The sequence below is a fragment of the Brevibacterium linens genome (assembly GCF_003999335.1).
Lineage (GTDB): Bacteria > Actinomycetota > Actinomycetes > Actinomycetales > Brevibacteriaceae > Brevibacterium > Brevibacterium linens.
Genome location: NZ_CP026734.1, coordinates 2,113,144 through 2,137,064 on the forward strand (window position 1 = coordinate 2,113,144; position 23,921 = coordinate 2,137,064).

The 23,921-nt window shown below is 65.0% G+C and carries 20 protein-coding genes and 4 tRNA genes; 3 read left to right on the forward strand and 21 right to left on the reverse strand.

The window, feature by feature from the left end:
• Nucleotides 1–48: 48 nt before the first annotated feature.
• Together hisS and CXR29_RS09665 are read right to left on the reverse strand one after the other, a co-directional pair.
• Nucleotides 49–1,383: a histidine--tRNA ligase gene (gene hisS / locus CXR29_RS09660; protein ID WP_127364413.1), complete on the reverse strand. Its 1,335-nt coding sequence runs from the start codon at nucleotides 1,381–1,383 to the stop codon at nucleotides 49–51.
• A gap of 38 nt (nucleotides 1,384–1,421) precedes the next feature.
• Nucleotides 1,422–2,066 (reverse strand): MBL fold metallo-hydrolase, encoded by a 645-nt coding sequence (locus CXR29_RS09665; protein WP_127364414.1) that lies wholly within the window; start codon nucleotides 2,064–2,066, stop codon nucleotides 1,422–1,424.
• Nucleotides 2,067–2,185: 119 nt separating this feature from the next.
• Between CXR29_RS09665 and CXR29_RS09670 the strand changes: the two genes are divergently transcribed.
• Together CXR29_RS09670 and CXR29_RS09675 are read left to right on the forward strand one after the other, a co-directional pair.
• On the forward strand, nucleotides 2,186–3,538 hold the full coding sequence (locus CXR29_RS09670) for a DUF349 domain-containing protein (RefSeq protein WP_127364415.1): 1,353 nt from the start codon (nucleotides 2,186–2,188) through the stop codon (nucleotides 3,536–3,538).
• A 103-nt stretch (nucleotides 3,539–3,641) separates the two neighbouring features.
• On the forward strand, nucleotides 3,642–4,196 hold the full coding sequence (locus CXR29_RS09675) for a hypothetical protein (protein ID WP_127364416.1): 555 nt from the start codon (nucleotides 3,642–3,644) through the stop codon (nucleotides 4,194–4,196).
• On the opposite strand, the gene CXR29_RS09680 is transcribed toward CXR29_RS09675, so the two are convergent.
• From CXR29_RS09680 to CXR29_RS09760, 17 genes are all read right to left on the reverse strand, one after another.
• Nucleotides 4,175–6,472, reverse strand: coding sequence for a RelA/SpoT family protein (locus CXR29_RS09680; RefSeq protein ID WP_127364417.1), 2,298 nt, complete (start codon nucleotides 6,470–6,472; stop codon nucleotides 4,175–4,177). The two genes, CXR29_RS09675 and CXR29_RS09680, sit on opposite strands and share 22 nt — an antisense overlap.
• Nucleotides 6,473–6,493: 21 nt before the next feature.
• Nucleotides 6,494–7,510, reverse strand: coding sequence for a protein translocase subunit SecF (gene secF / locus CXR29_RS09685; protein ID WP_025777853.1), 1,017 nt, complete (start codon nucleotides 7,508–7,510; stop codon nucleotides 6,494–6,496).
• The gene (gene secD, locus CXR29_RS09690; protein ID WP_241241399.1) at nucleotides 7,507–9,642 is read right to left on the reverse strand and encodes a protein translocase subunit SecD; all 2,136 of its coding nucleotides are present in this window, start codon (nucleotides 9,640–9,642) and stop codon (nucleotides 7,507–7,509) included. The genes secF and secD overlap by 4 nt, the downstream gene beginning before the upstream one ends.
• Nucleotides 9,643–9,680: 38 nt before the next feature.
• On the reverse strand, nucleotides 9,681–10,238 hold the full coding sequence (gene yajC / locus CXR29_RS09695) for a preprotein translocase subunit YajC (RefSeq protein WP_241241400.1): 558 nt from the start codon (nucleotides 10,236–10,238) through the stop codon (nucleotides 9,681–9,683).
• Nucleotides 10,239–10,319: 81 nt separating this feature from the next.
• Nucleotides 10,320–11,417 carry a Holliday junction branch migration DNA helicase RuvB gene (ruvB, locus tag CXR29_RS09700; RefSeq protein ID WP_083532650.1) on the reverse strand — a complete coding sequence of 366 codons (1,098 nt, stop codon included), beginning with the start codon at nucleotides 11,415–11,417 and terminating at the stop codon, nucleotides 10,320–10,322.
• Nucleotides 11,414–12,010, reverse strand: coding sequence for a Holliday junction branch migration protein RuvA (gene ruvA / locus CXR29_RS09705; RefSeq protein ID WP_127364418.1), 597 nt, complete (start codon nucleotides 12,008–12,010; stop codon nucleotides 11,414–11,416). The genes ruvB and ruvA overlap by 4 nt, the downstream gene beginning before the upstream one ends.
• A gap of 65 nt (nucleotides 12,011–12,075) precedes the next feature.
• Nucleotides 12,076–12,672 (reverse strand): crossover junction endodeoxyribonuclease RuvC, encoded by a 597-nt coding sequence (gene ruvC, locus CXR29_RS09710; protein ID WP_039207386.1) that lies wholly within the window; start codon nucleotides 12,670–12,672, stop codon nucleotides 12,076–12,078.
• Nucleotides 12,672–13,424: a YebC/PmpR family DNA-binding transcriptional regulator gene (locus tag CXR29_RS09715; RefSeq protein WP_101553444.1), complete on the reverse strand. Its 753-nt coding sequence runs from the start codon at nucleotides 13,422–13,424 to the stop codon at nucleotides 12,672–12,674. Before CXR29_RS09715 ends, ruvC begins: the two co-directional genes overlap by 1 nt.
• 137 nt (nucleotides 13,425–13,561) lie before the next feature.
• Nucleotides 13,562–14,041, reverse strand: coding sequence for an NUDIX hydrolase (locus CXR29_RS09720; RefSeq protein WP_101553443.1), 480 nt, complete (start codon nucleotides 14,039–14,041; stop codon nucleotides 13,562–13,564).
• Nucleotides 14,042–14,171: 130 nt separating this feature from the next.
• The gene (locus CXR29_RS09725; RefSeq protein ID WP_127364419.1) at nucleotides 14,172–16,214 is read right to left on the reverse strand and encodes an alpha/beta hydrolase family protein; all 2,043 of its coding nucleotides are present in this window, start codon (nucleotides 16,212–16,214) and stop codon (nucleotides 14,172–14,174) included.
• Nucleotides 16,211–16,816: an HIT family protein gene (locus CXR29_RS09730; RefSeq protein ID WP_127364420.1), complete on the reverse strand. Its 606-nt coding sequence runs from the start codon at nucleotides 16,814–16,816 to the stop codon at nucleotides 16,211–16,213. The genes CXR29_RS09725 and CXR29_RS09730 overlap by 4 nt, the downstream gene beginning before the upstream one ends.
• Nucleotides 16,813–18,819, reverse strand: coding sequence for a threonine--tRNA ligase (thrS, locus tag CXR29_RS09735; RefSeq protein ID WP_127364421.1), 2,007 nt, complete (start codon nucleotides 18,817–18,819; stop codon nucleotides 16,813–16,815). The genes CXR29_RS09730 and thrS overlap by 4 nt, the downstream gene beginning before the upstream one ends.
• Nucleotides 18,820–19,014: 195 nt before the next feature.
• The gene (locus CXR29_RS09740) at nucleotides 19,015–20,373 is read right to left on the reverse strand and encodes a DUF4190 domain-containing protein (protein ID WP_127364422.1); all 1,359 of its coding nucleotides are present in this window, start codon (nucleotides 20,371–20,373) and stop codon (nucleotides 19,015–19,017) included.
• A gap of 356 nt (nucleotides 20,374–20,729) precedes the next feature.
• Nucleotides 20,730–20,801: transfer RNA gene (locus CXR29_RS09745), tRNA-Val, on the reverse strand.
• 37 nt (nucleotides 20,802–20,838) lie between these two features.
• Nucleotides 20,839–20,910 (reverse strand) — tRNA-Val (locus CXR29_RS09750).
• 30 nt (nucleotides 20,911–20,940) lie between these two features.
• Nucleotides 20,941–21,011, reverse strand: a tRNA-Cys gene (locus CXR29_RS09755).
• A 26-nt stretch (nucleotides 21,012–21,037) separates the two neighbouring features.
• A tRNA-Gly gene (locus tag CXR29_RS09760) sits at nucleotides 21,038–21,110 on the reverse strand.
• A gap of 136 nt (nucleotides 21,111–21,246) precedes the next feature.
• On the opposite strand from CXR29_RS09760, the gene CXR29_RS09765 reads away from it, so the two are divergent.
• A complete protein-coding gene (locus tag CXR29_RS09765; RefSeq protein ID WP_240811954.1) occupies nucleotides 21,247–21,723 on the forward strand; it encodes a TIGR02611 family protein in 477 nt (158 codons plus the stop codon).
• A gap of 97 nt (nucleotides 21,724–21,820) precedes the next feature.
• Here CXR29_RS09765 and zapE read toward each other — a convergent pair whose 3' ends face one another.
• A complete protein-coding gene (gene zapE, locus CXR29_RS09770; RefSeq protein WP_035320155.1) occupies nucleotides 21,821–22,828 on the reverse strand; it encodes a cell division protein ZapE in 1,008 nt (335 codons plus the stop codon).
• A 154-nt stretch (nucleotides 22,829–22,982) separates the two neighbouring features.
• Entirely contained in the window at nucleotides 22,983–23,921 is a 939-nt protein-coding gene (era, locus tag CXR29_RS09775; RefSeq protein ID WP_025777866.1) for a GTPase Era, read from the reverse strand.

Here is a 23,921-nt window from a genome sequence, read left to right on the forward strand (position 1 = left end):
TTTGTGATGTTGTGGTCTAGCGCGTGAACAATGATAGTCGCCCTGCGCTCAGCTCCGGTACACGCGGGGCCAGAGGTCCTCGTCTGCCGGAATCCAGGTGTCCGGGTCCGCTGTCGTCTGCTCACCCGAGCGGATGTCCTTGACCTCGTGACCGGACTCACCGTCGGTGAACCAGACGAACGGAATATCGCGGCGCTCGGCATAGCGGATCTGCTTGCCGAACTTCGCGGCGTTCGGCGACACCTCGCAGGGAATATCCCTGGACCGGAGCGTCGCGGCCACGACGTCGGCCTCGCCGCGTCGGGCCTCCTCGGTGACGGCGATGACGACGGCCGAGGGGGTGCCGCGGGTGGCACGGACGGCGGATTCCTCGCCGAGGATGAACGCCATGAGGCGGGAGACGCCGATGGACATGCCCACCCCGGGATAGCTCTTCTTGCCCACGGTCACGAGCGAATCGTAGCGGCCACCGGAGGACACGGAGCCGAGCTCTTCGTGACCGATCAGCTGGGTCTCATAGACCGCTCCCGTGTAGTAGTCGAGGCCACGGGCGATCTTGAGCTGGGCGACGACGACTCCGGGTGCGCGAACGGCGGCGGCTGCCAGCAGCGTCGTCAGCGATTCGAGTCCGGTCTCCAGCAGCGGGTGGTCGACGCCGAGCGCGCGCACCTCATCGGCGAAGTCCGGGGAGTCGGATTCGATGGCGGCCAGCTCCAAGCACAGGCGCTGCTGCTCCTCATCGGCGCCCGCTTCGGCAGCCAGCAGCTTCGCCACTTCGTCGGGACCGATCTTGTCGTATTTGTCGAGGCAGCGCAGCACGGCTTGGATGTTCGTCAGTCCGATTCCGCGAGCGAAGCCTTCGAGCAGCCTGCGGTCATTGACGACGATCCTGATTCCGGGCACGCCGAGCGGGGCGAGCCGGGAGAACGCATCGGCCACGGCCAAGGGGATTTCGACCTCGAAGTGTCCGGGCAGCTCACCGTCGGCGATGACATCGATATCGGCCTGGATGAACTCCCGGTAGCGGCCCGCCTGTGGGCGTTCGCCGCGCCAGACGGGCTGGACGCGGGCGGCCTTGAACGGGAAGCTCAGGTCGTTCGCATTGTCGGCGACATAGCGGGCCAGGGGCACCGTGAGGTCGAAGTGGAGTCCGAGCGGGTTGCGTTCGGCACCCTCGGAGTGGAGGCGGGAGACGGCGAAGATCTCCTTGTCGATCTCTCCGTCCTTGGCCAGCTGGCTGATCGGTTCGACGGCGCGGTGGTTGAGGGCGGAGAACCCGTGCAGGGCGAAGGTGTGTTCCAGCGTGTCGATGATGGCCTTCTCGATCACGCGTTCGGCCGGAAGCCGTTCCGGGAATCCGGACAGACGGGCTGACTTCGCCATGGTGCTCCTTGCTTTCGGTGTGGTGGTTGTTGATGCGTTCAGAAGAACGGGTTCGTCGCGAGTTCTGTGCTCACGCGGGACGCCGGACCGTGTCCAGGATAGATCGGCACGTCCGGGAGTGCGGCGAATGTCCGCAGCGACTCCTGCATGGCCTGCGGGTCTCCCCCGGGCAGGTCGACGCGGCCGATGGCCCCGGCGAAGACGACGTCACCGGTGAAGACGACCTCGTCTTCGCCGTCGGCGACGCGCAGCAGCATAGACCCTTCCGTATGCCCGGGTGCGGCGACCGCAGTGATGGTCAGTCCCGCGATCTCGACACTCTGCCCGTCGGTGATGTCGGTCGCGACCGGGGCGGTCCAGTCCTGAACGAGCGGAGCCAGCATCGCCGCGAACTGCGGGGTGAGCGTCGTCGCCGGGGAGTCCAGACGGTATCGGTCGGCGGCGCCGAGGTGGACGGGCACGTCCCAGCGCGCGAGCACATTGGTCAGGCCCAGAATATGGTCGGGGTGGCCGTGGGTGAGGAAGATGGCCCGCGGTTCCGATCCTTCCTCGCTCAGCAGCTTCTCGAGGCCGGGGGCACAGTCGTATCCGGAGTCGATGAGAATGCAGTCGGTGCGTCCGTCTGCACGCACGGCATAGCAGTTGACGTCGAGGAATTCGGCGTTGGTCGAGAACACATCCATGTGCAAAGTCTATCTACACGCTCGCCGATGGTTATGCTGGGATAACGTCTATCCCACAATCGAGTGATCGGCGGGTGGAATGACCCGCCGGTTCGACCGATGGAAACAAGGTGAGAACCATGTCGACCCCGACACCGAAGCCGACCCCCCGTCCGTCGTCACTGCCGCGTCCGCAGGCCGCACAGGTGGTCAATGCCAGCCATATCGACCACGACGCCGAGGTGGCTCGCGCGGTGACTCATGGTCGTGCCGATGCGGACGGCAATGTGTTCGTCACCACTCCCGACGGCGAGCGGGCCGTCGGTCAGTACCCGGACGCCACCCCCGACGAAGCGCTCGAGTACTTCGCGAAGAAGTACGTCGAACTCGCCGAAAACGCGGTGCTGCTGCGCAATCGCCTCTCCGCCGGTGCGCCCGGTCGAGAGGTCGTCTCTGCGGCGAAGTCGCTGCAGGAGACTCTGCCGGAGGCCAATGTCGTCGGTGATCTCAAGGGACTGAGCGCCACGCTCGACACCCTCATCTCCGATGCCGAGGCCACGGAGTCCCGCCAGGCCGCTCGCGCCCAAGCAGCGAAGCTGGCCGCCGCCGAGGACCGTGAGGCACTCGTCGTCGAGGCCGAGACCCTGGCCAAACAGGATCCGTCGAAGATCCAGTGGAAGCAGTCGGGTGCCCGCCTGCGTGAGCTCTTCGCCCAGTGGAAGGACATGCAGCGCAGCGGTCCGCGTCTGCCGCGTGCCGTCGATCAGGAGCTGTGGGGCCGGTTCTCGCAGGCTCGCAACACCTTCGAGCACAAGCGCAAGGAGTTCTTCGCCGAGCTCGACAAGGTCAATGCCGAGGGCAAGCGGATCAAGGAGAAGATCGTCGCCGAGGCGGAGTCGCTGTCGGCCTCGACCGATTTCCGCACCGTGTCCCAGAAGTACAAGGACCTGATGAGCCAGTGGAAGCGCGCGCCGCGTGCGTCCCGCAAGGACGATGACGCGCTGTGGGCGCGCTTCCGCGCCGCACAGGACGTGTTCTTCTCCGCCCGCGATGCGGAGAACGCTGCCCTGGACGAGGAGTTCAAGGGCAACCTCGTCGTCAAGGAGGAGCTGCTGAAGAAGGCTCAGGCGCTTCTGCCGATCACCGACCCGGTGGCGGCCAAGCGCGAGCTGCGCACCATCCAGGACCAGTGGGAGGAAGCCGGCAAGGTCCCTCGCGCCGATGTCTCGCGGATGGAGAACGGTCTGCGCGATGTCGAACGCGCGCTCGCCGATGCCGAGGAAGCCGCGTGGCAGCGCAGCAACCCGGAGACGAAGGCCCGCACCTCGGGTGCGCTGAGTCAGCTCGACGAGTCGATCGTCGAACTCGAGAAGAAGCTCGAGACCGCGAAGTCCGGCGGCGATGAGAAAGCCGTCGCCGAGGCGCAGGAGGCTCTTGACGCCCGCCGCGCCTGGAGGGATCAGCTCGCACAGACCGCCGCAGAGCTCGACTGAGGCCGCGGTCCTCATCCACAGCTTCTGACGTTCGAGTCAGCGCCTGTCCACAGGCGCTCACCGGAGTCTTGTCAACGCCTCCGTACCCGACGATAGTTCGAGTATGGAGGCGTTGTTTCACCTGCGGGACTTCGGGTACGAGCAGCTCACCGAGCTCACCCTCGACGGCCTGCTCATCCGACTGACCGAATCGACCTGGGTGCGCAAAGGCGCGATCCTCTCCCCTGCGGAACGCATGGCCGCCCTGCATTCGCTCATCCCGCCCGGCCTCGCACTCTCGCACGACAGCGCCTGGTGGGTGCATCGCGGTCTCGGCCGGGCTCCGGCTCCGCTGAACTTCATCACTCTGCCCCGACGACGATGGATCGCCGATGACGGTTTCGACGTCCATGAGACGACTCTGGCCGACGACGATTGGTGCCTCATCGACGGGCTGCCCATCACCACGGAGGAGCGCACGCTCTACGATCTGCTCTTCCCGCACTTCCGGTACCGCACCGCGGAGTCGCCGCGCGCGCTGCGGGGAATCATCGCGGAGATCCCCACCGGTCTGCGCCATCGCCTCCGGGACTACCTCACCGAGGTGGCCCGACGGCCGTTCGTCGCACAGATGCGCGAGGCCCTGGACCGGGAGGGTCAGCCGCCGGAGATGCGATAGACGTCGAAGACCCCTTCGACCTTGCGCACGGCGGAGAGCACCGTGTCCAGATGACTGGCGTCGCTCATCTCGAAGACGAACTTCGACTGGGCCACCCGGGCCCGGGAGGTGCCGACCGACGCCGACAGGATGTTCACATGGGTCTCGGTGAGCACCTTCGTGATGTCGGAGAGCAGACCGGCCCGGTCGAGAGCCTCGACCTGGATCTGGACGAGGTAGATGCCGCTCGTCTTCTCGCCCCAGGACACCTCGACCATACGTTCGGGTTCCCGTTTGAGGGAGGTCACGTTCGGGCAGTCGACTCGATGCACGGAGACTCCCGAGCCGCGGGTGACGAAACCGAGGATCTCATCGCCCGGCACCGGCGTGCAGCAGCGGGCGAGCTTGACGAGCACATCGTCGACGCCTTTGACGATGACGCCTTCGGACGAGGAATGATGCCCCGAGGACTGTCCGGTCCGGTTGCGCGGCTCCGGCGGCAGCACCGCCGAGTCGTCGTCCTCCCCGACTTCCTTGGCAAGCAGATCCACGACGTGCTGGGCCGAGGACACTCCGTTGCCGATCGCGGCATAGAGGGCGCTGACATCGGGCAGCCGCATCTCCGTGGCGACGACCTGGAGGGATTCCTGACTCATCAGCGAGGCCGCGGAGATCGTATGGCGTCGCATCGCTCGGGCAAGCTGTTCGCGGCCGTTCTCGATCGCCTCTTCGCGGCGCTCCTTCGAGAACCACTGCCGGATCTTGCTGCGGGCACGCGGGCTCTTGACGAAGCCGAGCCAGTCACGGCTGGGGCCGGCGTTCTCGTCCTTGGAGGTGAATACCTCGACGGAGTCCCCGTTCTTCAGCTCCGTGTCCAAGGCGACCAGGCGACCGTTGACCCGGGCGCCCATGGTCTTGTGTCCGACCTCGGTATGCACGGCATAGGCGAAGTCGATGGGGGTGGCACCCGACGGCAGGCTCATCACCTCGCCCTTGGGCGTGAAGACGTAGACCTCCTTCGAGTTCACCTCGTAGCGGAGGCTGTCGAGGAATTCGTCGGGATCGGAGACCTCGCGCTGCCAGTCCAGCAGCTGTCGCAGCCAGGCGGCGTCGTCGACCTCTCCGGCGTCGGAGACCTTGACCGACCGTGCGGTGTTCGAGGTCACGGCCTTCGAGGACTTATTCAGGTCCTTGTACTTCCAGTGGGCGGCGACGCCGAATTCCGCGCGCCGGTCCATCTCGTGGGTCCGGATCTGGATCTCGACGGGTTTGCCGGCCGGACCGATCACCGTGGTGTGCAGGCTCTGGTACATGTTGTACTTCGGCATGGCGATATAGTCCTTGAACCGTCCGGGAACCGGGTTCCAACGGGCGTGGACGATGCCGAGGGTGGCATAGCATTCGCGCACGGATTCGACGAGGACGCGGACGCCGACGAGATCGTAGATGTCGGCGAACTCGTGTCCGCGCACGACCATCTTCTGATAGATCGAGTAGTAGTGCTTGGGCCGCCCCGTGATGGAGGCGTCGATCCCGGATTCCTTGAGTTCGCCCTGGAGCTCCTCGGAGACCGTGGCCAGGTACTTCTCGCGCTCGGGAGCCCTGTCGGCGACGAGCCGGACCACTTCGTCGTAGACCTTGGGATGGAGGACCTGGAAGGACAGGTCTTCGAGTTCCCATTTGATTGTGTTCATGCCCAGCCGATGTGCCAGCGGGGCGAAGATGTCGAGGGTCTCGCGGGCCTTCTTCGTGCTCGACGAGGCCGGGACGAATCGCCAGGTGCGTGCATTGTGCAGGCGGTCCGCGAGCTTGATGACGAGGACACGGATGTCCTTGGCCATCGCCACGATCATCTTGCGCACGGTCTCGGACTGCGCGGCCTGCCCGTAGGTGAGTTTGTCGAGCTTCGTCACACCGTCGACCATGGCTGCGACCTCGGACCCGAATTCCGCGGTGAGCTCGTCGAGCGAATACGAGGTGTCTTCGACCGTGTCGTGCAGCAGTGCGGCGGCGAGCGTGACCGGCAGCATCCCGATCTCCGCGAGGATCGTCGCGACTGCGATGGGATGGGTGATATAGGCGTCACCGGACTTCCGGGTCTGCCCGCGGTGAGCCTCCTCGGCGACCTTGTAGGCCCGGACGACGAGGTCGATGTCCGCCTTCGGATGGTTCGACTGCAGGGCCCGGATCATCGGGCCGAGCACTCGCGGGTAGCCAGGGTTGTTCTGCGCCCTCGCCGCCCACCAGGCTAAGCGGGAGATGCCTCGCGGACGACGCGAATCAGCCGACGATGCCACACCATCTCCTCTCTCGCCGAATCAGACTTCGGCGTGAATCACCGGTGGGACGTCTGCGCCCCCGTTCTTCAAGCGTAGTTCACGCACGGCCTCCTCCTGTGCCTTGACCGCCGGTTCGTTCGCCCGGAGGACGGCGTAGAGGGGGCTCGCGACGAACAGCGTCGAAGCGGCTGCCACTATAGTACCGATGAACAGGGACAGCGAGATATCGACCAGCGTTCCGGCACCGAGCAGGAACACGCCGATGAAGAGGATCGAGGCGATTGGGAGCACGGACACCACCGATGTGTTGATCGAACGCACGGTCGTCTGATTCACACCGAGGTTGACGAGTTCGGAGAACTTGAGGTTCCGCCTCTCTTCGAACCTCGTGGTGTTCTCTCGGATCTTGTCGAAGACGACCACCGTGTCGTAGAGCGAGAAGCTGAGCACGGTGAGGAATCCGATGACGGCTTCCGGAGTGACTTCGAAGCCGGTGGCCGAGTAGATGCCCATGGTCACGATCATCACGGCGAAGAGTCCGACGATGGCCGCGACCGACATCTTCCAGGTGCGAAAGTACAGCGCCATGACGATCAGCGCGATCGCCACGAAGATGACGAGCGCACGGATCATCTTCGACGTCACGTCCTGTCCCCATTCGGGACCGACGAACGTCGAGGTGACGTCTTCGACCTTCACGTCGTATCCAGACACGAGGGCGTCGCGGACGTCCTGCATCTGCGGATCGGTGAGCTGGTTCGTCTCGATCTGGACGGCCGTGTCACTGGTCGGCGTCAGACGCGGCTCGGAACCGGAGACCACCTCGTTGATGATGCCTTCGCCCTTGGCCGCCGACGTGTCGGTGATGTGGTCGACCTGGAACTGCGAACCGCCCTTGAACGCGATTCCGAAGTTGAAGCCGAAGATGAGCGGGACGAGCAGAGACAGGAGGACGAGGACACCGGCGATGCTCAGCCACAGCTTCGCCTTGCCGACGAAGGGGATCGATGATTCGCCGCTGTGCAGCCGGTTGCCCCAGGCAAAGAACCGTTTCACTTGTCATCCTCCTTGCCGTCGGCTGCTGCCGAGTCCTCGGCAGCAGCTTCTTCCTCTGCACGTCGAGCCGCGGCCTTCCGCTCGGCGATGGTCATCCCGCCCACCGCGGTCTTCGCCGCTTTCGGTTTGGCCGTCTTCGGCTTGGCGGCCTTCGTCGTGTCGGACGAGGTCTCCTCCGATTCGGACGCGGCTGCTGCCGCGGCGGTTGTGTCGGACCCGTCTTCGGCCGTCATCCCGGCCTTGCGCAGCCGCGCCTTCTCCCGCCGTTTGGCTTCGGGCGACTTGTCCTCGTCGTCGATGGACAGGTTGAGCGCCCCGCGGTATGCGGCGGGTTTGACCCCGAGCAGACGCGGATCCATGCCCGACATCGGGTGCCCCTCGCCGAAGAACTTCGTGCGTGCCAGGAACTGCAGCATCGGGTGGGTGAACAGGAAGACGATGAGCACGTCGATGATCACGGTCAGGCCCAGGGTGAACGCGAAGCCTCGCACCGAGCCGACGGCCAGGATGTAGAGGATGACCGCGGCGAGCATGTTCACGGCCTTGGAGGCGTAGATCGTGCGCTTGGCACGGTCCCAGCCGACCTCGACCGCAGAGAGCAGATTGCGACCGCTGCGCAGTTCGTCTCGGACACGTTCGAAGTAGACGATGAACGAGTCCGCGGCCATTCCGATGCCGATGATGATACCGGCGACACCGGCCAGAGACAGTCGGTAACCGTATCTCCACGATGCCAACAGCAGCAGCAGGTAGGTGAGCACACCGGCGACGACGAGGCTCGAAACGGTGACGAGGCCGAGCACCCGGTACTGCAGCAGCGAGTAGACGACGACGAGGAGGAGTCCGACCAGGCCGGTGAGCAGACCGATCTTGAGGTAGTTCGAACCCAGAGTAGGCGAGATCTGGTCCTCGCTCTGGACCTGGAAACTCAGCGGCAGCGAACCGTTCTTGAGCTGGTCGGCCAGAGTCTGCGCCTGGTCGAGGGTGAAGTTTCCGGTGATCTGGGCGTTGCCGTCGGTGATCACTACATCAGAGCTCGGCGCCGAGAGCACGAGACCGTCGAGTTCGATCGCGAACTGGTTGTAGGGCTGCTGTTTGCCGGTGATATCCGAGGTAATCTGCTTGAAGATTTCACGGCCGGTGTTGTCAAATTTTAGATTCACCGCCGGTTCATTTGTCTGTACCCCATTTGGACCCGACTTGTAGCCTGCGTTTGCATCGGCGAGGTGATCGCCGGAGAGTTCGACGGGGCCGAGGATGTACTTCGCCTGTCCGTCCTCGGAGCACGAGACGACCGGTTCGTCCGAGGGCTGCTGTTGGCCGCCCGTCCGGTTCTTCTTGTTCGTGCAGTCGAGCTCGGTGTACTCCTTGATGATCTTGTCGGACTGCCAGTCGGAGGCGTCCTTCTCCGGATCGAAGAGGGGCCGCGGCGTCGAGTCGGTGACCTTCGTGCTGTCGCTCGATCCGCTGCCTTCTCCGGACTTCTCCGCGTCCTTGCTCTCCGACTCCGAGGACGTCGACTGCTCGGAGGACTCGTCCGTCTTCTTCGTCTCGCCGCCGGCATTGACGACATCGCCGCCGCCGGACGGAGCCTGGTCCTCGCTCTGTCCGTCGCCCTGCGAGTCGGCGCCGGTGAGGTCCTCAAGGCGTTTGCGCTCTTCGTCACTCAGCCCGTCATCGCCACCCGATTCCTCGCCGCTCTTCTCCTGCTCCTTCTGGATCTGCTCCTGTGAACGCGGGTCACCGACCAGCGCCACACGACGGAAGACCAGCTGAGCGGACGAGCGGACGAGGTTGCGAGTCTCCTCGTCGGGGTTGCCTGGGAGGTTCACGACGATGTTGCGGTCGCCCTGCGTCGTGATCTCGGCTTCGGAGACACCGGTCGAGTCGACGCGCTGGCGGATGATCGCCACGGCCTGATCGAGCTGCTCCTTGCTGATGTCCGTGCCCTCGGACACCTGGGGTTCCAGAATGATCGAGGTTCCGCCCTCGAGGTCGAGCGCGAGTTTCGGAGTCGTCGTGGCGTTGGACCAGATGACTCCTCCGGCGATGATTGCGGCGAGGACCACGGTGATGATGGTCAGCCACAGGAAGCGCAAACCAGGGCGTGGTTTTTCTTCGATATCGGACACGTTTCAGCTTTCAGTCGGGAGCAGAGTGCGAGAACGGATCAGTTCTTCTTGTCAGTATCCGAGTCCGTGGAGTCCGTGACATCGTCGTCCGCAACAGCGGAGTCGGCATCGGTCTCAGCGGCATCCTCGGCGTCGGCGTCCTCGGCCTTCGCAGCCGACTCGTCAGCGACGACGTCCTCGGCTGCGTCCTCGTCCGCGGTGTCCTTCTCGGCGCGCTTGCGCTCGTTCATGGCGTCAAGCTCGGCATCGGTGATGGCCGGCTTCTCGTCGTCGGCGGCGGCATCGACGTCGGCCTCAGCGGCAGGAGCGGCGGCGCCGGGGGCGTCGACGGGCGCTGCGGCCTGGTTGTTCTCGATCTGGCCGATGGCCTGACGGTGGACGCGCAGGACCGTTCCGGGGCCCGACTCGATGGTCACCTGGTTGTTCTCTTCGTCGATGGAGAGCACGGTTCCGAAGACACCGAAGGTAGTCATCACCTTTGCACCGGGCACGAGACCCGATTTGATCTCCTCCGCACGCGCCTTCTGCTTACGCCGAGAATTGAACAGGAAAAAGATCAGCAGCGCGGCAAGCGCAAGAGGGATCAGCAAATCCACAGATATCAGCCTTTCATATGAATGAATCAGTGAACCAGCTTAGTTCGTCCTCACCTCCCATAGCGAACTCAAATGCGGGGTTCAGAACTCATAATTTGCTGGGATCTGCATTTTCAGGTGATTCCAGGCCGCCGTCGTGGCCACACGTCCACGTGGGGTGCGGCTGATCAGTCCCTCTCGCACGAGGTAGGGTTCGGACACGGTTTCGACCGTATCGGCTTCTTCGCCGACGGAGACGGCGAGGGTTCCCAGACCGACCGGTCCCCCGCCGAAGCGCTTGCACAGCACCTGCAGAACAGACCTGTCGAGACGGTCGAGTCCGAGTTCGTCGACTTCGTAGACGCGCAGGGCATTGGTGGCGGCCTCCTCGTCGATGATTCCGCTCCCCCGCACCTGTGCCCAGTCGCGGACGCGGCGCAGCAGGCGGTTCGCGATTCGCGGGGTCCCCCGGGACCGCGTGGAGATTTCTTCGAGTCCGGCGAGTTCGGAGTCGATGCCGAGCATCCGGGCCGAGCGCTGCAGCACCGTGAGCAGGTCGGCACTCGAGTAGAAGTCAAGCAGCGCGGTGAAGCCGAAGCGGTCGCGCAGCGGTGCCGGCAGCAGACCGGACCGGGTGGTCGCTCCGACGAGGGTGAACTGCGGCAGATCGAGCGGAATGGCCGTGGCGCCGGGCCCCTTGCCGACGATGACGTCGACCCGGAAGTCCTCCATCGCCACATACAGCATCTCCTCCGCCGCCCGGGCCATCCGGTGGATCTCGTCGATGAAGAGGACTTCGCCCTCCTCGAGGGAGGACAGGATGGCGGCGAGGTCACCGGCGTGCTGGACCGCCGGGCCGGAGGTCACCCGCAGGCTCGAGTTCATCTCATGGGCGACGATCATCGCCAGAGTTGTCTTGCCGAGCCCGGGAGGGCCGGAGAGCAGCACATGGTCGGGAGCCTTCTGTCTGGCCTTCGCGGCATCGAGCACGAGCGAAAGCTGTTCGCGCACCTTCGGCTGACCGATGAAGTCGGCAAGCCCTTTCGGGCGCAGGGCCGCCTCGTCGTCGCGTTCGGCCGTTTCGGCCCGGCCGGAGACGAGCCGTTCGCGTTCGGCACCGGTCATCGTCTGATCGCCGAACTCCAGCTCATAGGAGTCGACCCCGTCTCTGCCCGTTCCAGGTTCGAACGATTCGGTCATCTCTTCGCACCCAGGACCTTCAGCGCGGCCTTGAGGACCACGGAGGTGCCGGCATCAGCACCGGTCTCCTTGACGACCTCGGCGACGACGTCCTCGGCCTGGGCTTCCTTCCACCCGAGTCCCACGAGTGCGTCGACGACCTGTTGGTTGCCGCCGCCGAAGGACAGGGTCGGTCCGGGAGCGGCAGTGGTGAGCTTCGGCAGCTTGTTCTCGAGTTCGAGGATGATGCGCGAGGCGCCCTTCTTCCCGATTCCGGGGACCCGGGTGAGCGCATTGGCGTCCTGATTCGTGATCGCTGCGGCGAGCTCGTCGGGTCCCATCACCGACAGGATCGCCATCGCCAGGCGCGGACCGATCCCGGAGATCGACAGCAGCACCTCGAAGGTGTGGTTCTCGTCCTCGGTGCCGAAGCCGTAGAGAGTCATCGAGTCTTCGCGCACCACGAGGCTGGTGACCAGTTCGATCTCGGTTCCGTGCCGAGTTCCGGCCAGGGTGTCGGGGGTGACATGGACCTTGCGGCCGACACCGTAGGTGAGGACGACGAGGTGGTCAGCTGCGATCCGATGCACCGTACCGCTGAGGAAACTGATCACGAGCAGCCTTTCTTAAGGGGAACACGTGTACGAATCCAGGTTAGCAGGTGCCCACTCCCCCATGCTCATCTGGCGCGCCGCATGGCCTCGGCCCACTGCTGTTGGGCCTTCGTCAGTCCGCTGCCCTGCCGGCCGCCGGCCTTGCGTTCGGTGAGGTCTTTGTTCTTCCCCGGCGTCGATTGGGCCGACAGCGCCCCACGCCAGGAATGGCAGATCGCGATCGCCAGGGCGTCGGCGGCATCAGCGGGCTTCGGCGGGGCGTCGAGCCCGAGAATCCGCGTCACCATCGAGGTGACCTGCTTCTTGTCCGCACGTCCGGAACCGGTGATCGCGGCCTTGACCTCGGACGGGGTGTGCATGGCCACGGGCAGTCCGCGGCGGGCCGCCAGCCCCATGGTCAGCCCCGAGGCCTGGGCGGTGCCCATGATCGTGGACACGTCATTGCGGGCGAAGACGCGTTCGATGGCCACGACATCGGGTCGGTACGTGTCCAACCATGTGTCGAACGCCTCGGCGATGGCACCGAGGCGCAGGTCGACGGAGTCGGCGGAGGGAGTCCGCAGGACGTCGACGGCGACCATCTTCGCCTTCCGGGCGGGCAGGGTGTCGATGACACCGAGCCCGCACCGGGTCAGTCCGGGATCAACGCCGAGGATGCGCATCAGGCATCGAGTTCGGCGAGGACCTCATCGCTGACATCGGCGTTCGAGTAGACGTTCTGGACCTCGTCGCTGTCTTCGAGCGCGTCGATGAGGGTGAAGACCTTCTGCGCGGTCTCTGCGTCGAGGCTGACCTCGAGTTCGGGTACGAAAGAGGCTTCGGCCGAATCGTAGTCGATCCCGGCGTCGACGAGAGCGGTGCGCACGGCCACGAGGTCGGTGGCCTCGCAGATGATCTCGAACTTCTCGCCGACTTCCTTGACCTCTTCGGCCCCGGCGTCCATGGTCGCCAGCAGGATGGCCTCTTCGTCGGTCTCCTCGGCGCCCACGGTGATGACGCCCTTGCGGTTGAAGTTGTACGTCACCGAACCGGGGTCGGCCATCGACCCGCCGTTGCGGGTCACGGCCACGCGCACCTCGGAGGCGGCCCGGTTGCGGTTGTCGGTGAGACACTCGATGAGCAGAGCCACACCGCCGGCGGCGTAGCCTTCGTACATGATCGTCTCGTAGTTGACTCCGGAGCCGTCAAGGCCGCCGCCGCGCTTGACCGCGCGGGTGATGTTGTCGGCGGGAACGGAGTTCTTCTTCGCCTTCTGGATCGCGTCGAACAGCGTCGGGTTGCCGTCGGGGTCGGGTCCACCGTTGCGAGCGGCAACCTCGATGTTCTTGATCAGCTTGGCGAAGAGTTTGCCGCGCTTGGCATCGATGGCAGCCTTCTTGTGTTTAGTCGTTGCCCATTTGGAATGACCTGACACTGGTGTTCCTTCCTGTAGTTACAGCCTCTCAAGTCTATACGCTGATCGCCGGGACCCATGCAGACGGCTGTGGGCGATTCCGTGCGGCCTCACGTCGGCGACTCCGTGCGGACTCGCCTCGGTGCGCAGTCGCGGGTTCAGTCGATGACCAGCGGCACGTCGGGAATGGACCCGGCGGTGGACAGGTCGATGAGGCCGAGCAGATTCTTCGGATAGATCGTCTCCGTCGTGGCCAGGAGCTCCTCCCGGGTCCACCAGCGGAATTCGAGCAGGCTGCGTTTCTCGATGTCCGTCCAGACCGCGTCTTCGAGTTCGATGTCCTCGGTGGTGCGGAAGGCGAAATAGGTTTCGACCTGGCGCAGTGACTTCTCCGTGAATTCGAAGACCTCGTCACGAGTGGCCAAGGGGCCGATGAGTTCGTGGGGTTCGCATTCGATCCCGGTCTCCTCGGCCAGTTCCCGGGCCGCCGTCTGCGCGGCCGATTCGCCGAGTTCGGAACCTCCGCCGCAGGTCATCCACCACTGGTGGCTGGGGGTCAGCAGGTCTTGGGCCCGGATCAGGAGGACCTCGTCGCGCTCATTGAGTAAAACGACCCGTGAGGCTTTACGAGGTTTCATGTTTCTCCAGTGGTCGGCGGCGAAGGGAGGCAAGTGTTTGCAGAATAATGACGCTGGGGGATTTCGGCAAGAGCACGACAGCGGCCCTGAGAACGATATCGGCTCTGCGCGTTCCCCACCAACTCGACGTTCACGAGGCGGAGTCGGCCGCGGAGACGGCACCAGGTTCAGCCTCGCCCGAGCGATGTCGCTCACCCTCCGGCCGGGTCCGCTCCCCGCCGCTGAGGTACCGGTCCCACCAGTCGAGGATGGCTTCGAAACGCTGCCTGCGGTGGCGGGGCTGCCCGGCCCGGGAGAGCTCGTGGTTCTCGCCGGGGAAGATGAGCATCTCGGTGTCGACTCCGGCTCGCTGCAGGGCCGCGTAGTACTGCTGTGCCTGTTCCAGCGGGCAGCGCAGATCGAGTTCCGAATGCATCACCAGAGTCGGTGTGCCGACCTGTGGGGCGTGGGCCAGGGGCGATTGGGCCGCGATGGCCTCTCGGCTGCGGCTCGTGTACTCCTCGGTGAAGAAGCGCCCGATGTCGGAGGTCCCGACGAAGCTGTCGGGATCGAGGTAGCCGCGTTCGACGATGGCTGCGTCGAAGCGATGGTCCGCGGCGATCGTCATGGCTGTGAGATATCCCCCATACGATCCGCCCTGGATGCCCAGCCGGCTGCTGTCGAGGGTGGGATCGGATTCGAGGGCGTGGTCGAGGACGGCGAGCACATCGGCCATCGCCGGAGCCGCCATATCGCCTTGGACGGCGGTCCCCCAGCTGCGGGTGCGGCCGCCGGATCCGCGCGGGTTCGAATACACGACGGCATATCCTGCGGAGGTGAGCACCTGGGTCTCGTCGAACCACGAATGCGTGTACTGGGCGAAGGGCCCGCCGTGGATGTTGAGGATGACGGGGAAGGGTCCCTCCCCGTGCGGTTTGGCCAGCCAGCCGGTGATCGTCCCGGAAACGCCTGGCACCCGCAGCACCTGGGGTTCGACGGAGTTCGCCGGTGCCGGATGCTCCTTGACGATGACCGTCTCACCCGTCACCGAGGCGGCCCCGGAGTCCGCGCGGGCGTCGAGACCGATCCGGCCGAGGACGGCCGGAGAGCGTGGAGTCGATCCGGTGAAGACGAGGGTCTCCTCGTCGAGGTCGAAGCCGTTGACGACGGTGGTGTCGTCGGTGAGGAAGTCGAGGTCGTCGAGGGCGACCTGTGCGGCGTCGAGGCCGATGCGAACGATCCGGGTGGCTCCGTCGGTGTCGACGGCGGCGACGACCGCTCCCCCGTGGATCTGCGGCCGGATCGGTGCCAGGGCCACGGTCTCCGGGTCGGTCAGCCGCCTCGTGGAGCCGGTCGTCATGTCGTGGAGGAAGAGTCCGGGCATCTGCCCGACGAAGTCGAGTTCGTCCCGGCTCAGAGCGTTGCCGAGCAGCAGCACCCGTTCGGTGTCGATCCACACGTGCAGACTCAGACTCATCGGCGGCAGGTCGAGCGGGTGCGACTCCTCGCGGCCGAGCAGCCACACGGTGCTGCGCAGGTCGGGTCGGCCCCGATCGGGTTCGGCTGCCGCGATCACGCTCGCCCAGTGACCGCCCGGGGAGAACTGGGGGTCGTGGACGTCGGTGTCCGGAGTGGTCAGCAGCGTCGACAGCGGGACCTCGGAGGCCCCCCGCAGGCCGACGGTGCCGAGTCCGGGTTCGGCGAGGTCGACGAGGAAGGCACGGGCCGGGCGGTCGTTCGTATAGCCGAGTCCGTTGGCCAGGTAGGACGCCGTGGTGATCCGGCGTGGGGCCTCTTCGGACGCCGGAACGGCCTCGTCGAGGCCGTAGCGGCCGGGTTCGGCGACACGGGCGACGTAGAGCGCCCTGGCGCTGGAGTCGTCGAGAGCGAATTCGGACACCCCGAGGTGGTTGTCCGTGATCTGGTGTGCCGTCTCCAGGCTGTCGCCGACGTAGAGCTGCGGGGCGGCTTTCTTCTCCGCGCTCAGATATCCCGACCAGTTCGGGCCGCACTGCGGGTCCGAGTCCGACCAAGAGTGTGTCAGCCGTCTGGAGCGGTCGCCACTCAAGGCGAACAGCTGGGCGAGGTAGCTGTTGGTCTCGAGGTCGGGTCGCCGGATCGTGATGACGGTGTCGCTGCCGCGCAGCATGGGCGAGGAGTACTCGGCGAGGGTGCCGAGGTCTTCAGGATTCATCTGTTCCATTCCTTTTGCAGCCGTGCCTGCACATCGGCGTGCACCTGCGGCAGGGCCTTGGTCTGAGCGATCACGGGCAGGAAGTTCGCGTCTCCGCCCCAGCGCGGGACGACGTGCTGGTGCAGGTGGGCGGCGATTCCCGCGCCGGCCACCGGTCCCTGATTCATGCCCAGGTTGAAACCGTGGGGTCCGGACACGGCCCGGATCACGCGCATCGCCTGCTGCGTGAAACCGGCGAGTTCGACGGTCTCGTCTTGGCTCAGGTCCGTGTAGTCGGCGACGTGACGGTAGGGGCAGATGAGCAGATGGCCCGGGTTGTACGGGTAGAGGTTGAGCACCGCGTACACGTGCTGACCGCGGGCGACGATGAGTCCGTCCGCGTCGGTCTTCGACGGTGCCGTGCAGAACGGACATTCGTCGGCTCGATCGTTCTTGGGTTTGTCCTGACCGTCGATGTAGACCATCCGGTGCGGGGTCCACAGGCGTTGGAATCCGTCGGGTTCCCCGGGGAACCCGGCGGCGGCCTCGGCGCAGGGAATTCCCTCACCGAGGCGGCCGCCCGAGTGATCCTGAGCGGTTCGGTCCTCGTCGCCTCCGCTCATACCTGGGCCTTGGTCTCGATCGTGTCGAGGATCCGTCGCACCGCCTCGGCGACGGGCACGCCGTTCTCCTGTTCACCGCTGCGGAAGCGGAAGGACACGGCACCGGCGTCGCGGTCCTCTCCTCCGGCGATGAGAGTGAAGGGCACCTTCGACTTCGACGCGTTGCGGATCTTCTTCGGGAACCGGTCGTCGCTGTCGTCGATCTCGACGCGGACTCCGGCGGCACGCAGCTGGTCGGCCACCTCGGCGAGGTAGTCGTTGAACTCATCGGCCACGGGGATGCAGGTCACCTGCACGGGCGCCAGCCACACGGGGAAGGCTCCGGCGTAGTGTTCGGTGAGCACGCCGAGGAAGCGTTCGATGGACCCGAACTTCGCGGAGTGGATCATCACCGGCTGTTTGCGGGAGCCATCGGCGGCGACGTATTCGAGGCCGAAGCGCTCGGGCTGGTTGAAGTCGAGCTGGACGGTCGACATCTGCCAGGTGCGGCCGATGGCGTCGCGGGCCTGGACGGAGATCTTCGGGCCGTAGAAGGCCGCGCCGCCCGGATCGGGGACGAGTTCGAGTCCGGTCTCCTGGGCGACCTCCTCGAGCACGCTGGTGGCTTCGGCCCACTGTTCGTCGGAGCCGATGAACTTATCCGCCTTCTTCCCGTCCTCATCGCGGGTGGAGAGCTCGAGGTAGAAGTCGTCGAGGCCGAAGTCGCGCAGGAGGCTGAGCACGAAGCCCAGCAGATGGCGGATCTCCTTCCCGGCGTCTTCCTGGGCGACGTAGGAGTGCGAATCGTCCTGGGTCAGGGCGCGGACGCGAGTGAGGCCGTGGATGACACCGGAGGCCTCATCGCGGTAGACGGTGCCGAACTCGAACAGGCGCAGGGGCAGGTCTCGATAGGACCGGCCGCGGGACCGGTAGATGAGGTTGTGCATCGGGCAGTTCATGGCCTTGAGCCGGTACGGTGTGCCCTCCTTGACGACCTGGTCGGACTCGTCGCGGACCTCGTCGACCGACATCGCCGGGAACATGTTCTCGCCGTAGTAAGGCAGGTGGCCCGACGTGTAGTAGAGGGCCTCTTTCGAGATGTGCGGGGTGCCGACGTATTCGAAGCCCTCAGCGATGTGACGGGCGCGGACGTAGTCCTCCATCTCCCGTTTGATGACGCCGCCCTTGGGGTGGAAGACGGGCAGACCGGAGCCGAGCTCCTCGGGGAAGGAGAACAGGTCCATTTCGGCGCCGAGTTTGCGATGGTCGCGACGTTCGGCCTCGGCAATGCGGTCCTGGTAGGCCTTGAGGTCGTCCTTCGAAGCCCAGGCGGTGCCGTAGACGCGCTGCAGGCTCGCATTCGCCTGGTCGCCGCGCCAGTAGGCGGCCGAGGATCGGGTGATGGCGAAGCCGTTGCCGATGAGCTTGGTGTTGGGCAGGTGGGGACCGCGGCACAGGTCCTGCCACACGACTTCCCCCTTGCGGTCGACGTTCTCGTAGACGGTGAGTTCACCGCCGCCGACCTCCACGGAGGTCTCTTCGTCGCCGCCTTTGCCTTTGTCGTCGATGAGCTCGAGCTTGAACGGTTCGTTCGCCATCCGCTCCCGTGCCTCGTCCTCGGTGACGACGACGCGGTTGAAGGTCTGGCCGGACTTGACGATCTGGGCGGCCTTCTTCTGGATCGCCTTGAGATCCTCAGGGGTGAAGGGCTCGGCGACGTCGAAGTCGAAGTAGTAGCCGTCGGTGATGTAGGGACCGATGCCGAGTTTGGTTCCCGGGAAGAGCTCCTGAACGGCCTGAGCGGTGACGTGACCGGTCGAGTGGCGCAGGATATCGAGTCCGGCATCGGAGTCGATGGTGATCGGGGCGACCCGATCGCCTGCCTGCAGCTCGCGGCTGAGGTCGGCGGGTTCGCCGTTCAGCCACATGGCAACGACCGTGCGGTCGGTGGAGAAGATCTCCGTTCCGGTCAGCCCCTCTGTGAAAGGAATGCTTTCGCCCGCGCAGTCAATGCTGTCTGCCACTGATTTCTCCGTTCGTTCCGTGTTCATTCGAGCAGCCCGTTCGGTGGGCGACTCACCCTCAGATTCTAGTACCAATTCGGTTGCGACAAATCAGTTGGGTGACAGTCCGAAGACTGCCACCCATACTGAGTCCGGCGACCCCTGCAGCCGAGCGTTCAGGACCGTCTGGGCCCTGTCACCTCGGGAAACAGAGTGTCACTGCTTGTAGAACTCGAAGTCCTTGCCCTTGCCGAGGTCGTCGACGAGTTCGAGCTTGAGGTGCATCCCATCGATTTCGGCCGTGGGGACAGCGAAGGCGAATTCATAGGTCGTTTCGCCGCCGGCGGGAACCGGATCGGTGAAGGCCAGGGAGCCCTTGTAGTTTCCGCCGTCGAAGACGTCGTCGTATTCCGTGCTGCCGCCGTCGTTGGCGGACAGGTTCGTGAGAGTCATTTCCAGGTCGGAATTCGAGTTGTTCTTCACGGTCATCGTCACGATCGCGATCTCACCATTGGTCGATTCAGCGCCTGAAGCGTACTCGCCTGCGGTGCCCTCTCGGACGTTGATCTGTGCAGTGACGTCGGTGCCGATCTCGACCTCTCCGGCCTGAGCGGGTGCGGCGTCGCCTCCATCCGAGCCATCGGAGCCCTGGCTGGGATCCTGTCCGGCCCCCTGGCTGGGATCCTGTCCGGCCCCCTGACTGGGATCGGCGGGTGCTGCCGAGCTGGCGGCCTCGTCAATGGCTTTGCCGAGCATTCCGAGTCCGAGAATGGTGAAGATCACCACGACGATGGAGATGAGAATCGACAGCCCACCGAGGATGATGCCGGTGATGTTGAGGCCCTTGTTGCTGGCGAGGCCCTTCTTGACAGCGGAGAGTCCGACGAAGCCGAAGATCACCGCGGCGATGCCGAAGAGCGCGCCGCCGCCGAACACGAAGGCGCCGAGGACGCCGACGATGCCGCCGATGAGAGCGAGGATGCCCCAGATGTTCTTCGACGTGTTCCCGCCGCCGCCAGATGGGTACTGACCGTAGGAGGCGTTCGGGTTGGCCGGGATGAACTGATCGGAAGATCCGTCTGCACCCGCGTAGGCCGGCTGCTGACCGTACTGGTTGGCATCGTACTGCGCGTTGGCGTCATAGGGGTTCTGCCCGTACTGATTGCCGCCATACGGGTTCTGGTCGCCATGACCCTGGCCGTACTGGTTGTTCGGGTCCTGACCGTATTGGTTCTGCCCGTACTGGTTCTGGTCGTACTGGTTCTGGTCGTACTGGTTCTGGTCGTTCGACGCACCGTAGTTGGGCTGCGAACCGTACTGGGGAGCCTGCTGCCCGTACTGCTGCGAGCCGTCGTTGCCGCCCTGGCCGTAGTTCGGCTGCGAACCGTAGGGCTGGCTGCCCGCCGAGCCGTACTGCTGCCCGGACTGCCCCGAGCCCGACTGGCCCGGCTGCTGGCCGGAATTCTGATCATTGCCGTAGTTGGGGGCATTCGGCGGCTGGGTGTTCGGGTTCTGCCCGTTGGGGTCGTTGGGCGAACCGTCACCCGAACCGTACGGGTTCTGAGGAGTAGACATAGGTGCTCCGAAGTCATCGTCGTTCAATACAACACCCAGCGTACTAGCAAACCCCTTTGTTACCGCATGCTGACCGCGTTTCAGTCCTGGAACATGGTGAACGAAACGCACACTATCCACATCAGCACCATGAACCTCGGGAGCCACTGCCTCGCCGTGCCCACCATCGCGCTTCCCCGCCGCTGGCGGCCGCAGCCATACCTCGCGGGTTCAGCCCACTTTAGAGTGAACAGCCCTGTTTCAAACATGGGCTATTCACCCAAAAGTGAGCTATTGCGAAAAAGCGCCTCATAGACAGACACCTGCCCGAGCGTGAATGCACGAAGCCCCGAGTGGATCACTCGGGGCTTCTTCTGTGCGCGATACTGGGATCGAACCAGTGACCTCTTCCGTGTCAGGGAAGCGCGCTACCGCTGCGCCAATCGCGCTCTATTCATTTGTTGCACCGGAACCCGAGGGTCCCTGTGCGCGATACTGGGATCGAACCAGTGACCTCTTCCGTGTGAAGGAAGCGCGCTACCGCTGCGCCAATCGCGCTGGTCAACCGACATTTCTGCCGGTCATCCGAGGTGGCGACGGGATTCGAACCCGTGTATACGGCTTTGCAGGCCGCTGCCTCGCCTCTCGGCCACGCCACCGCCAAGGCAGTGCCATGACGCCTCCGAGCGGATGACGGGACTCGAACCCGCGACCCTCACCTTGGCAAGGTGATGCTCTACCAACTGAGCCACATCCGCATTTCTCGCTGCCCGGTTTCCCCGGCAACGAGATATAACTCTATACGCAGGTGGCGGCTTACGCAAAATCAGAATCGGGTGATCGTGGTCACACCCGTCGATCAAGCTTTCAGGGTCGCCATCCTATAGTGGTGGGGTGAACGCAGAGAGTCCGCAGACCCGCCCCAAAGGCTGGTTGTCACGCCACCACCGGCAAGGTCCCCGACCGTGGCGCAAGCTGCGTTTGGGCTTCCTCCGGTGGCGCCGCACAGTGCTGGCCAATCCGCACACGGCACGGCTGTATCGCAGCATCGTCGGTGGCCTCGGCACACTCATCGTGCTCATCGGACTCGTTCTCGTTCCGCTGCCCGGGCCGGGCTGGCTCATCGTCATCATCGGCCTGTTCATCATCTCCAGCGAGTTCCACTGGGCTCGGCGGCTGCTGCACTTCGTGCGCGTGAACGTCGAACGGTGGACCCACTGGATCATGGCGCAGAGTCTGTGGGTGCGCTGGACCGTCGGCGCGGTGACGGCAGCGTTCGTGACCGCCGTCGTGTGGTTGACCCTCCGACTCACCGGTCTGCCCGATTGGGTCCCGGACCTGCGCATCTTCGATGTGATCGGCCTGAGCTGATGACAACGACGCCCGTGAGACCTCGTTCGGAGGTCTCACGGGCGTGGCTCGTCGGCCCGGACCCCGGTCCGGTTCGGGGAAGGACCCCGATACGGGCTCAGGACGACAGTGCGGTCAGGCGTGAGAGGCAGCGCATGTACTTCTTCTTGTACCCGCCGGCCAGCGACTCGTCGGTGAAGACCTTGTCGAGGGCCGCACCGGAGTTGAGGATCGGCACATTGCGATCGTAGAGCCGGTCGACGAGCGCGACGAATCGCAGTGCCACGCTCTCGTTGTCGATGGTGCGAACGTTTTCCCACACAGCCGCGTCGACGCCGTCGACCATCCGCCCGTAGCGCGAGGGATGGACGGTGGACAGGTGGCTGAGCAGCTGAGAGAAGTCGTCGCGGGCGACGACCCCGTCGAGCCGGCTCGCAGCCGCGTCGAGTTCGGACTCCGACAGCGGATCGGCCGGAGCGGTGAGCTCACGGGCACGGTAGTCCTTGCCGTCGATGCGGTAGACCTCGAACTGATCGGCCAGCGCCTGGATCTCGCGCAGGAAGTCCTGAGCGGCGAAGCGCCCCTCCCCCAGAGATCCGGGCAGAGTGTTCGACGTCGCGATGATCTTCACCCCGGCGTCGGTGAGCTCGCGCATCAGCCGTGACATGAGCACGGTGTCGCCGGGGTCGTCGAGTTCGAATTCGTCGACGCAGACGAGCTTCATCGTCGACAGATCGTCGCGGGCCCGAGCGAAGCCCAAGGCTCCGACGAGATTCGTGTATTCGACGAAGGTGCCGAAGGTTGCAGGCTTGTCATTGGCGTGCCAGGCAGAAGCCAGCAGATGAGTCTTGCCGACGCCGTAGCCGCCGTCGAGGTAGACGCCCTTGGCGCCGGACTTGCCCTTCGAGAACAGCTTGCCGAAGAATCCCTGGCCGGTCGAGCGCTCGGTGAATTCCCGCAGCTTGTTCCTCGCCTCTTCCTGCGACGGCTCGGCCGGGTCGGTGCGGTAGCTGTCGAAGGACACGTCTTCGAACTGCGGCGGCGGCACGAGACCTGCGATGAGCTCTTCGGGGGCAACCTGTGGGGATCGGTCGCTCAGTGCGACCAGAGTCTGCTCGGCATTCACTCGGCCTAGTCTAAGGCAGGCTCGAGCACCCGGTTCAACTCGGCCGACACGAGGTGGCGTCCATCACAGAGCGCGGATCGGCGCGGATTCCGCCACCTGACAACTGACGGACAACGCGCGGTACACCCCGCCATCGGCGACAGGCTTGACAGGCTCAGTTGTTGAAGTCGAAGCCCAGGCGGCCGAGCTGCTTCGGATCGCGCTGCCAGTCCTTGGCCACCTTGACGTGCAGGTCGAGGTAGACCTTCGTGCCGAGCAGCCGTTCGATGCCCTGGCGGGACTCCGAGCCGATCGCCTTGAGCCGGCTGCCGCCCTTGCCGATGATGATGGCCTTCTGGCTGGGGCGTTCGACATAGAGGTTGACGTGGACGTTCCACAGCGGATTGTCCTCGCTGCGGCCTTCCCGCGGGTACATCTCCTCGACCTGCACAGCCAGGGAATGCGGCAGTTCGTCCCGCACACCTTCGAGGGCGGCCTCGCGGACGAGCTCGGCGATCATCTTCTCCTCCGGCTCATCCGTGAGGTCACCGTCGGGATAGAGCGGAGGAGATTTCGGCAGGTGTGCCGCGAGCACCGAATCGACGGTGTCGACCTGGAAGTCCTCGACGGCGGAGACGGGCACGACATCGGCGAAGTCGGCGAGCTCGCCGACGGCCAGCAGCGCCTCGGCGATCTTGTCCTTGGGCACCCGGTCGACCTTCGTCACGAGCGCCACGATCGGGGTCCGCCCGTCCAGCAGCGCCAGCTGGGAGGCGATATAGCGGTCACCGGGACCGATCGGCTCATCGGCGGGCAGGCAGAAGCCGATGACGTCGACCTCCCCCAGCGTGGACGCCACAAGATCATTGAGTCGTGACCCGAGGAGGGTGCGCGGTTTGTGCAGTCCGGGGGTGTCGATGAGGATGAGCTGGTGATCGTCCTTGTGAACGACTCCGCGGATCGTGTGACGGGTCGTCTGAGGTTTGGCCGAGGTGATCGCGACCTTCTCGCCCACCAGGGCGTTCGTCAGCGTCGATTTGCCCGTATTGGGCCGTCCCACGAAGCAGGCGAAGCCCGCCCGGTAGTCCTCGGGGTAGTCGGTGCGAAATTCCAT

Coding starts and splice junctions, on each gene's coding strand:
- CXR29_RS09740 (WP_127364422.1), bottom strand. CDS start 20,373: ATGTCTACTCCTCAGAACCCGTACGGTTCGGGTGACGGTTCGCCCAAC.
- CXR29_RS09730 (WP_127364420.1), bottom strand. CDS start 16,816: ATGAGCGGAGGCGACGAGGACCGAACCGCTCAGGATCACTCGGGCGGC.
- hisS (WP_127364413.1), bottom strand. CDS start 1,383: ATGGCGAAGTCAGCCCGTCTGTCCGGATTCCCGGAACGGCTTCCGGCC.
- CXR29_RS09725 (WP_127364419.1), bottom strand. CDS start 16,214: ATGAATCCTGAAGACCTCGGCACCCTCGCCGAGTACTCCTCGCCCATG.
- ruvB (WP_083532650.1), bottom strand. CDS start 11,417: ATGACCGAATCGTTCGAACCTGGAACGGGCAGAGACGGGGTCGACTCC.
- era (WP_025777866.1), bottom strand. CDS start 23,921: ATGGAATTTCGCACCGACTACCCCGAGGACTACCGGGCGGGCTTCGCC.
- CXR29_RS09670 (WP_127364415.1), top strand. CDS start 2,186: ATGTCGACCCCGACACCGAAGCCGACCCCCCGTCCGTCGTCACTGCCG.
- CXR29_RS09675 (WP_127364416.1), top strand. CDS start 3,642: ATGGAGGCGTTGTTTCACCTGCGGGACTTCGGGTACGAGCAGCTCACC.
- CXR29_RS09720 (WP_101553443.1), bottom strand. CDS start 14,041: ATGAAACCTCGTAAAGCCTCACGGGTCGTTTTACTCAATGAGCGCGAC.
- CXR29_RS09665 (WP_127364414.1), bottom strand. CDS start 2,066: ATGGATGTGTTCTCGACCAACGCCGAATTCCTCGACGTCAACTGCTAT.
- ruvC (WP_039207386.1), bottom strand. CDS start 12,672: ATGCGCATCCTCGGCGTTGATCCCGGACTGACCCGGTGCGGGCTCGGT.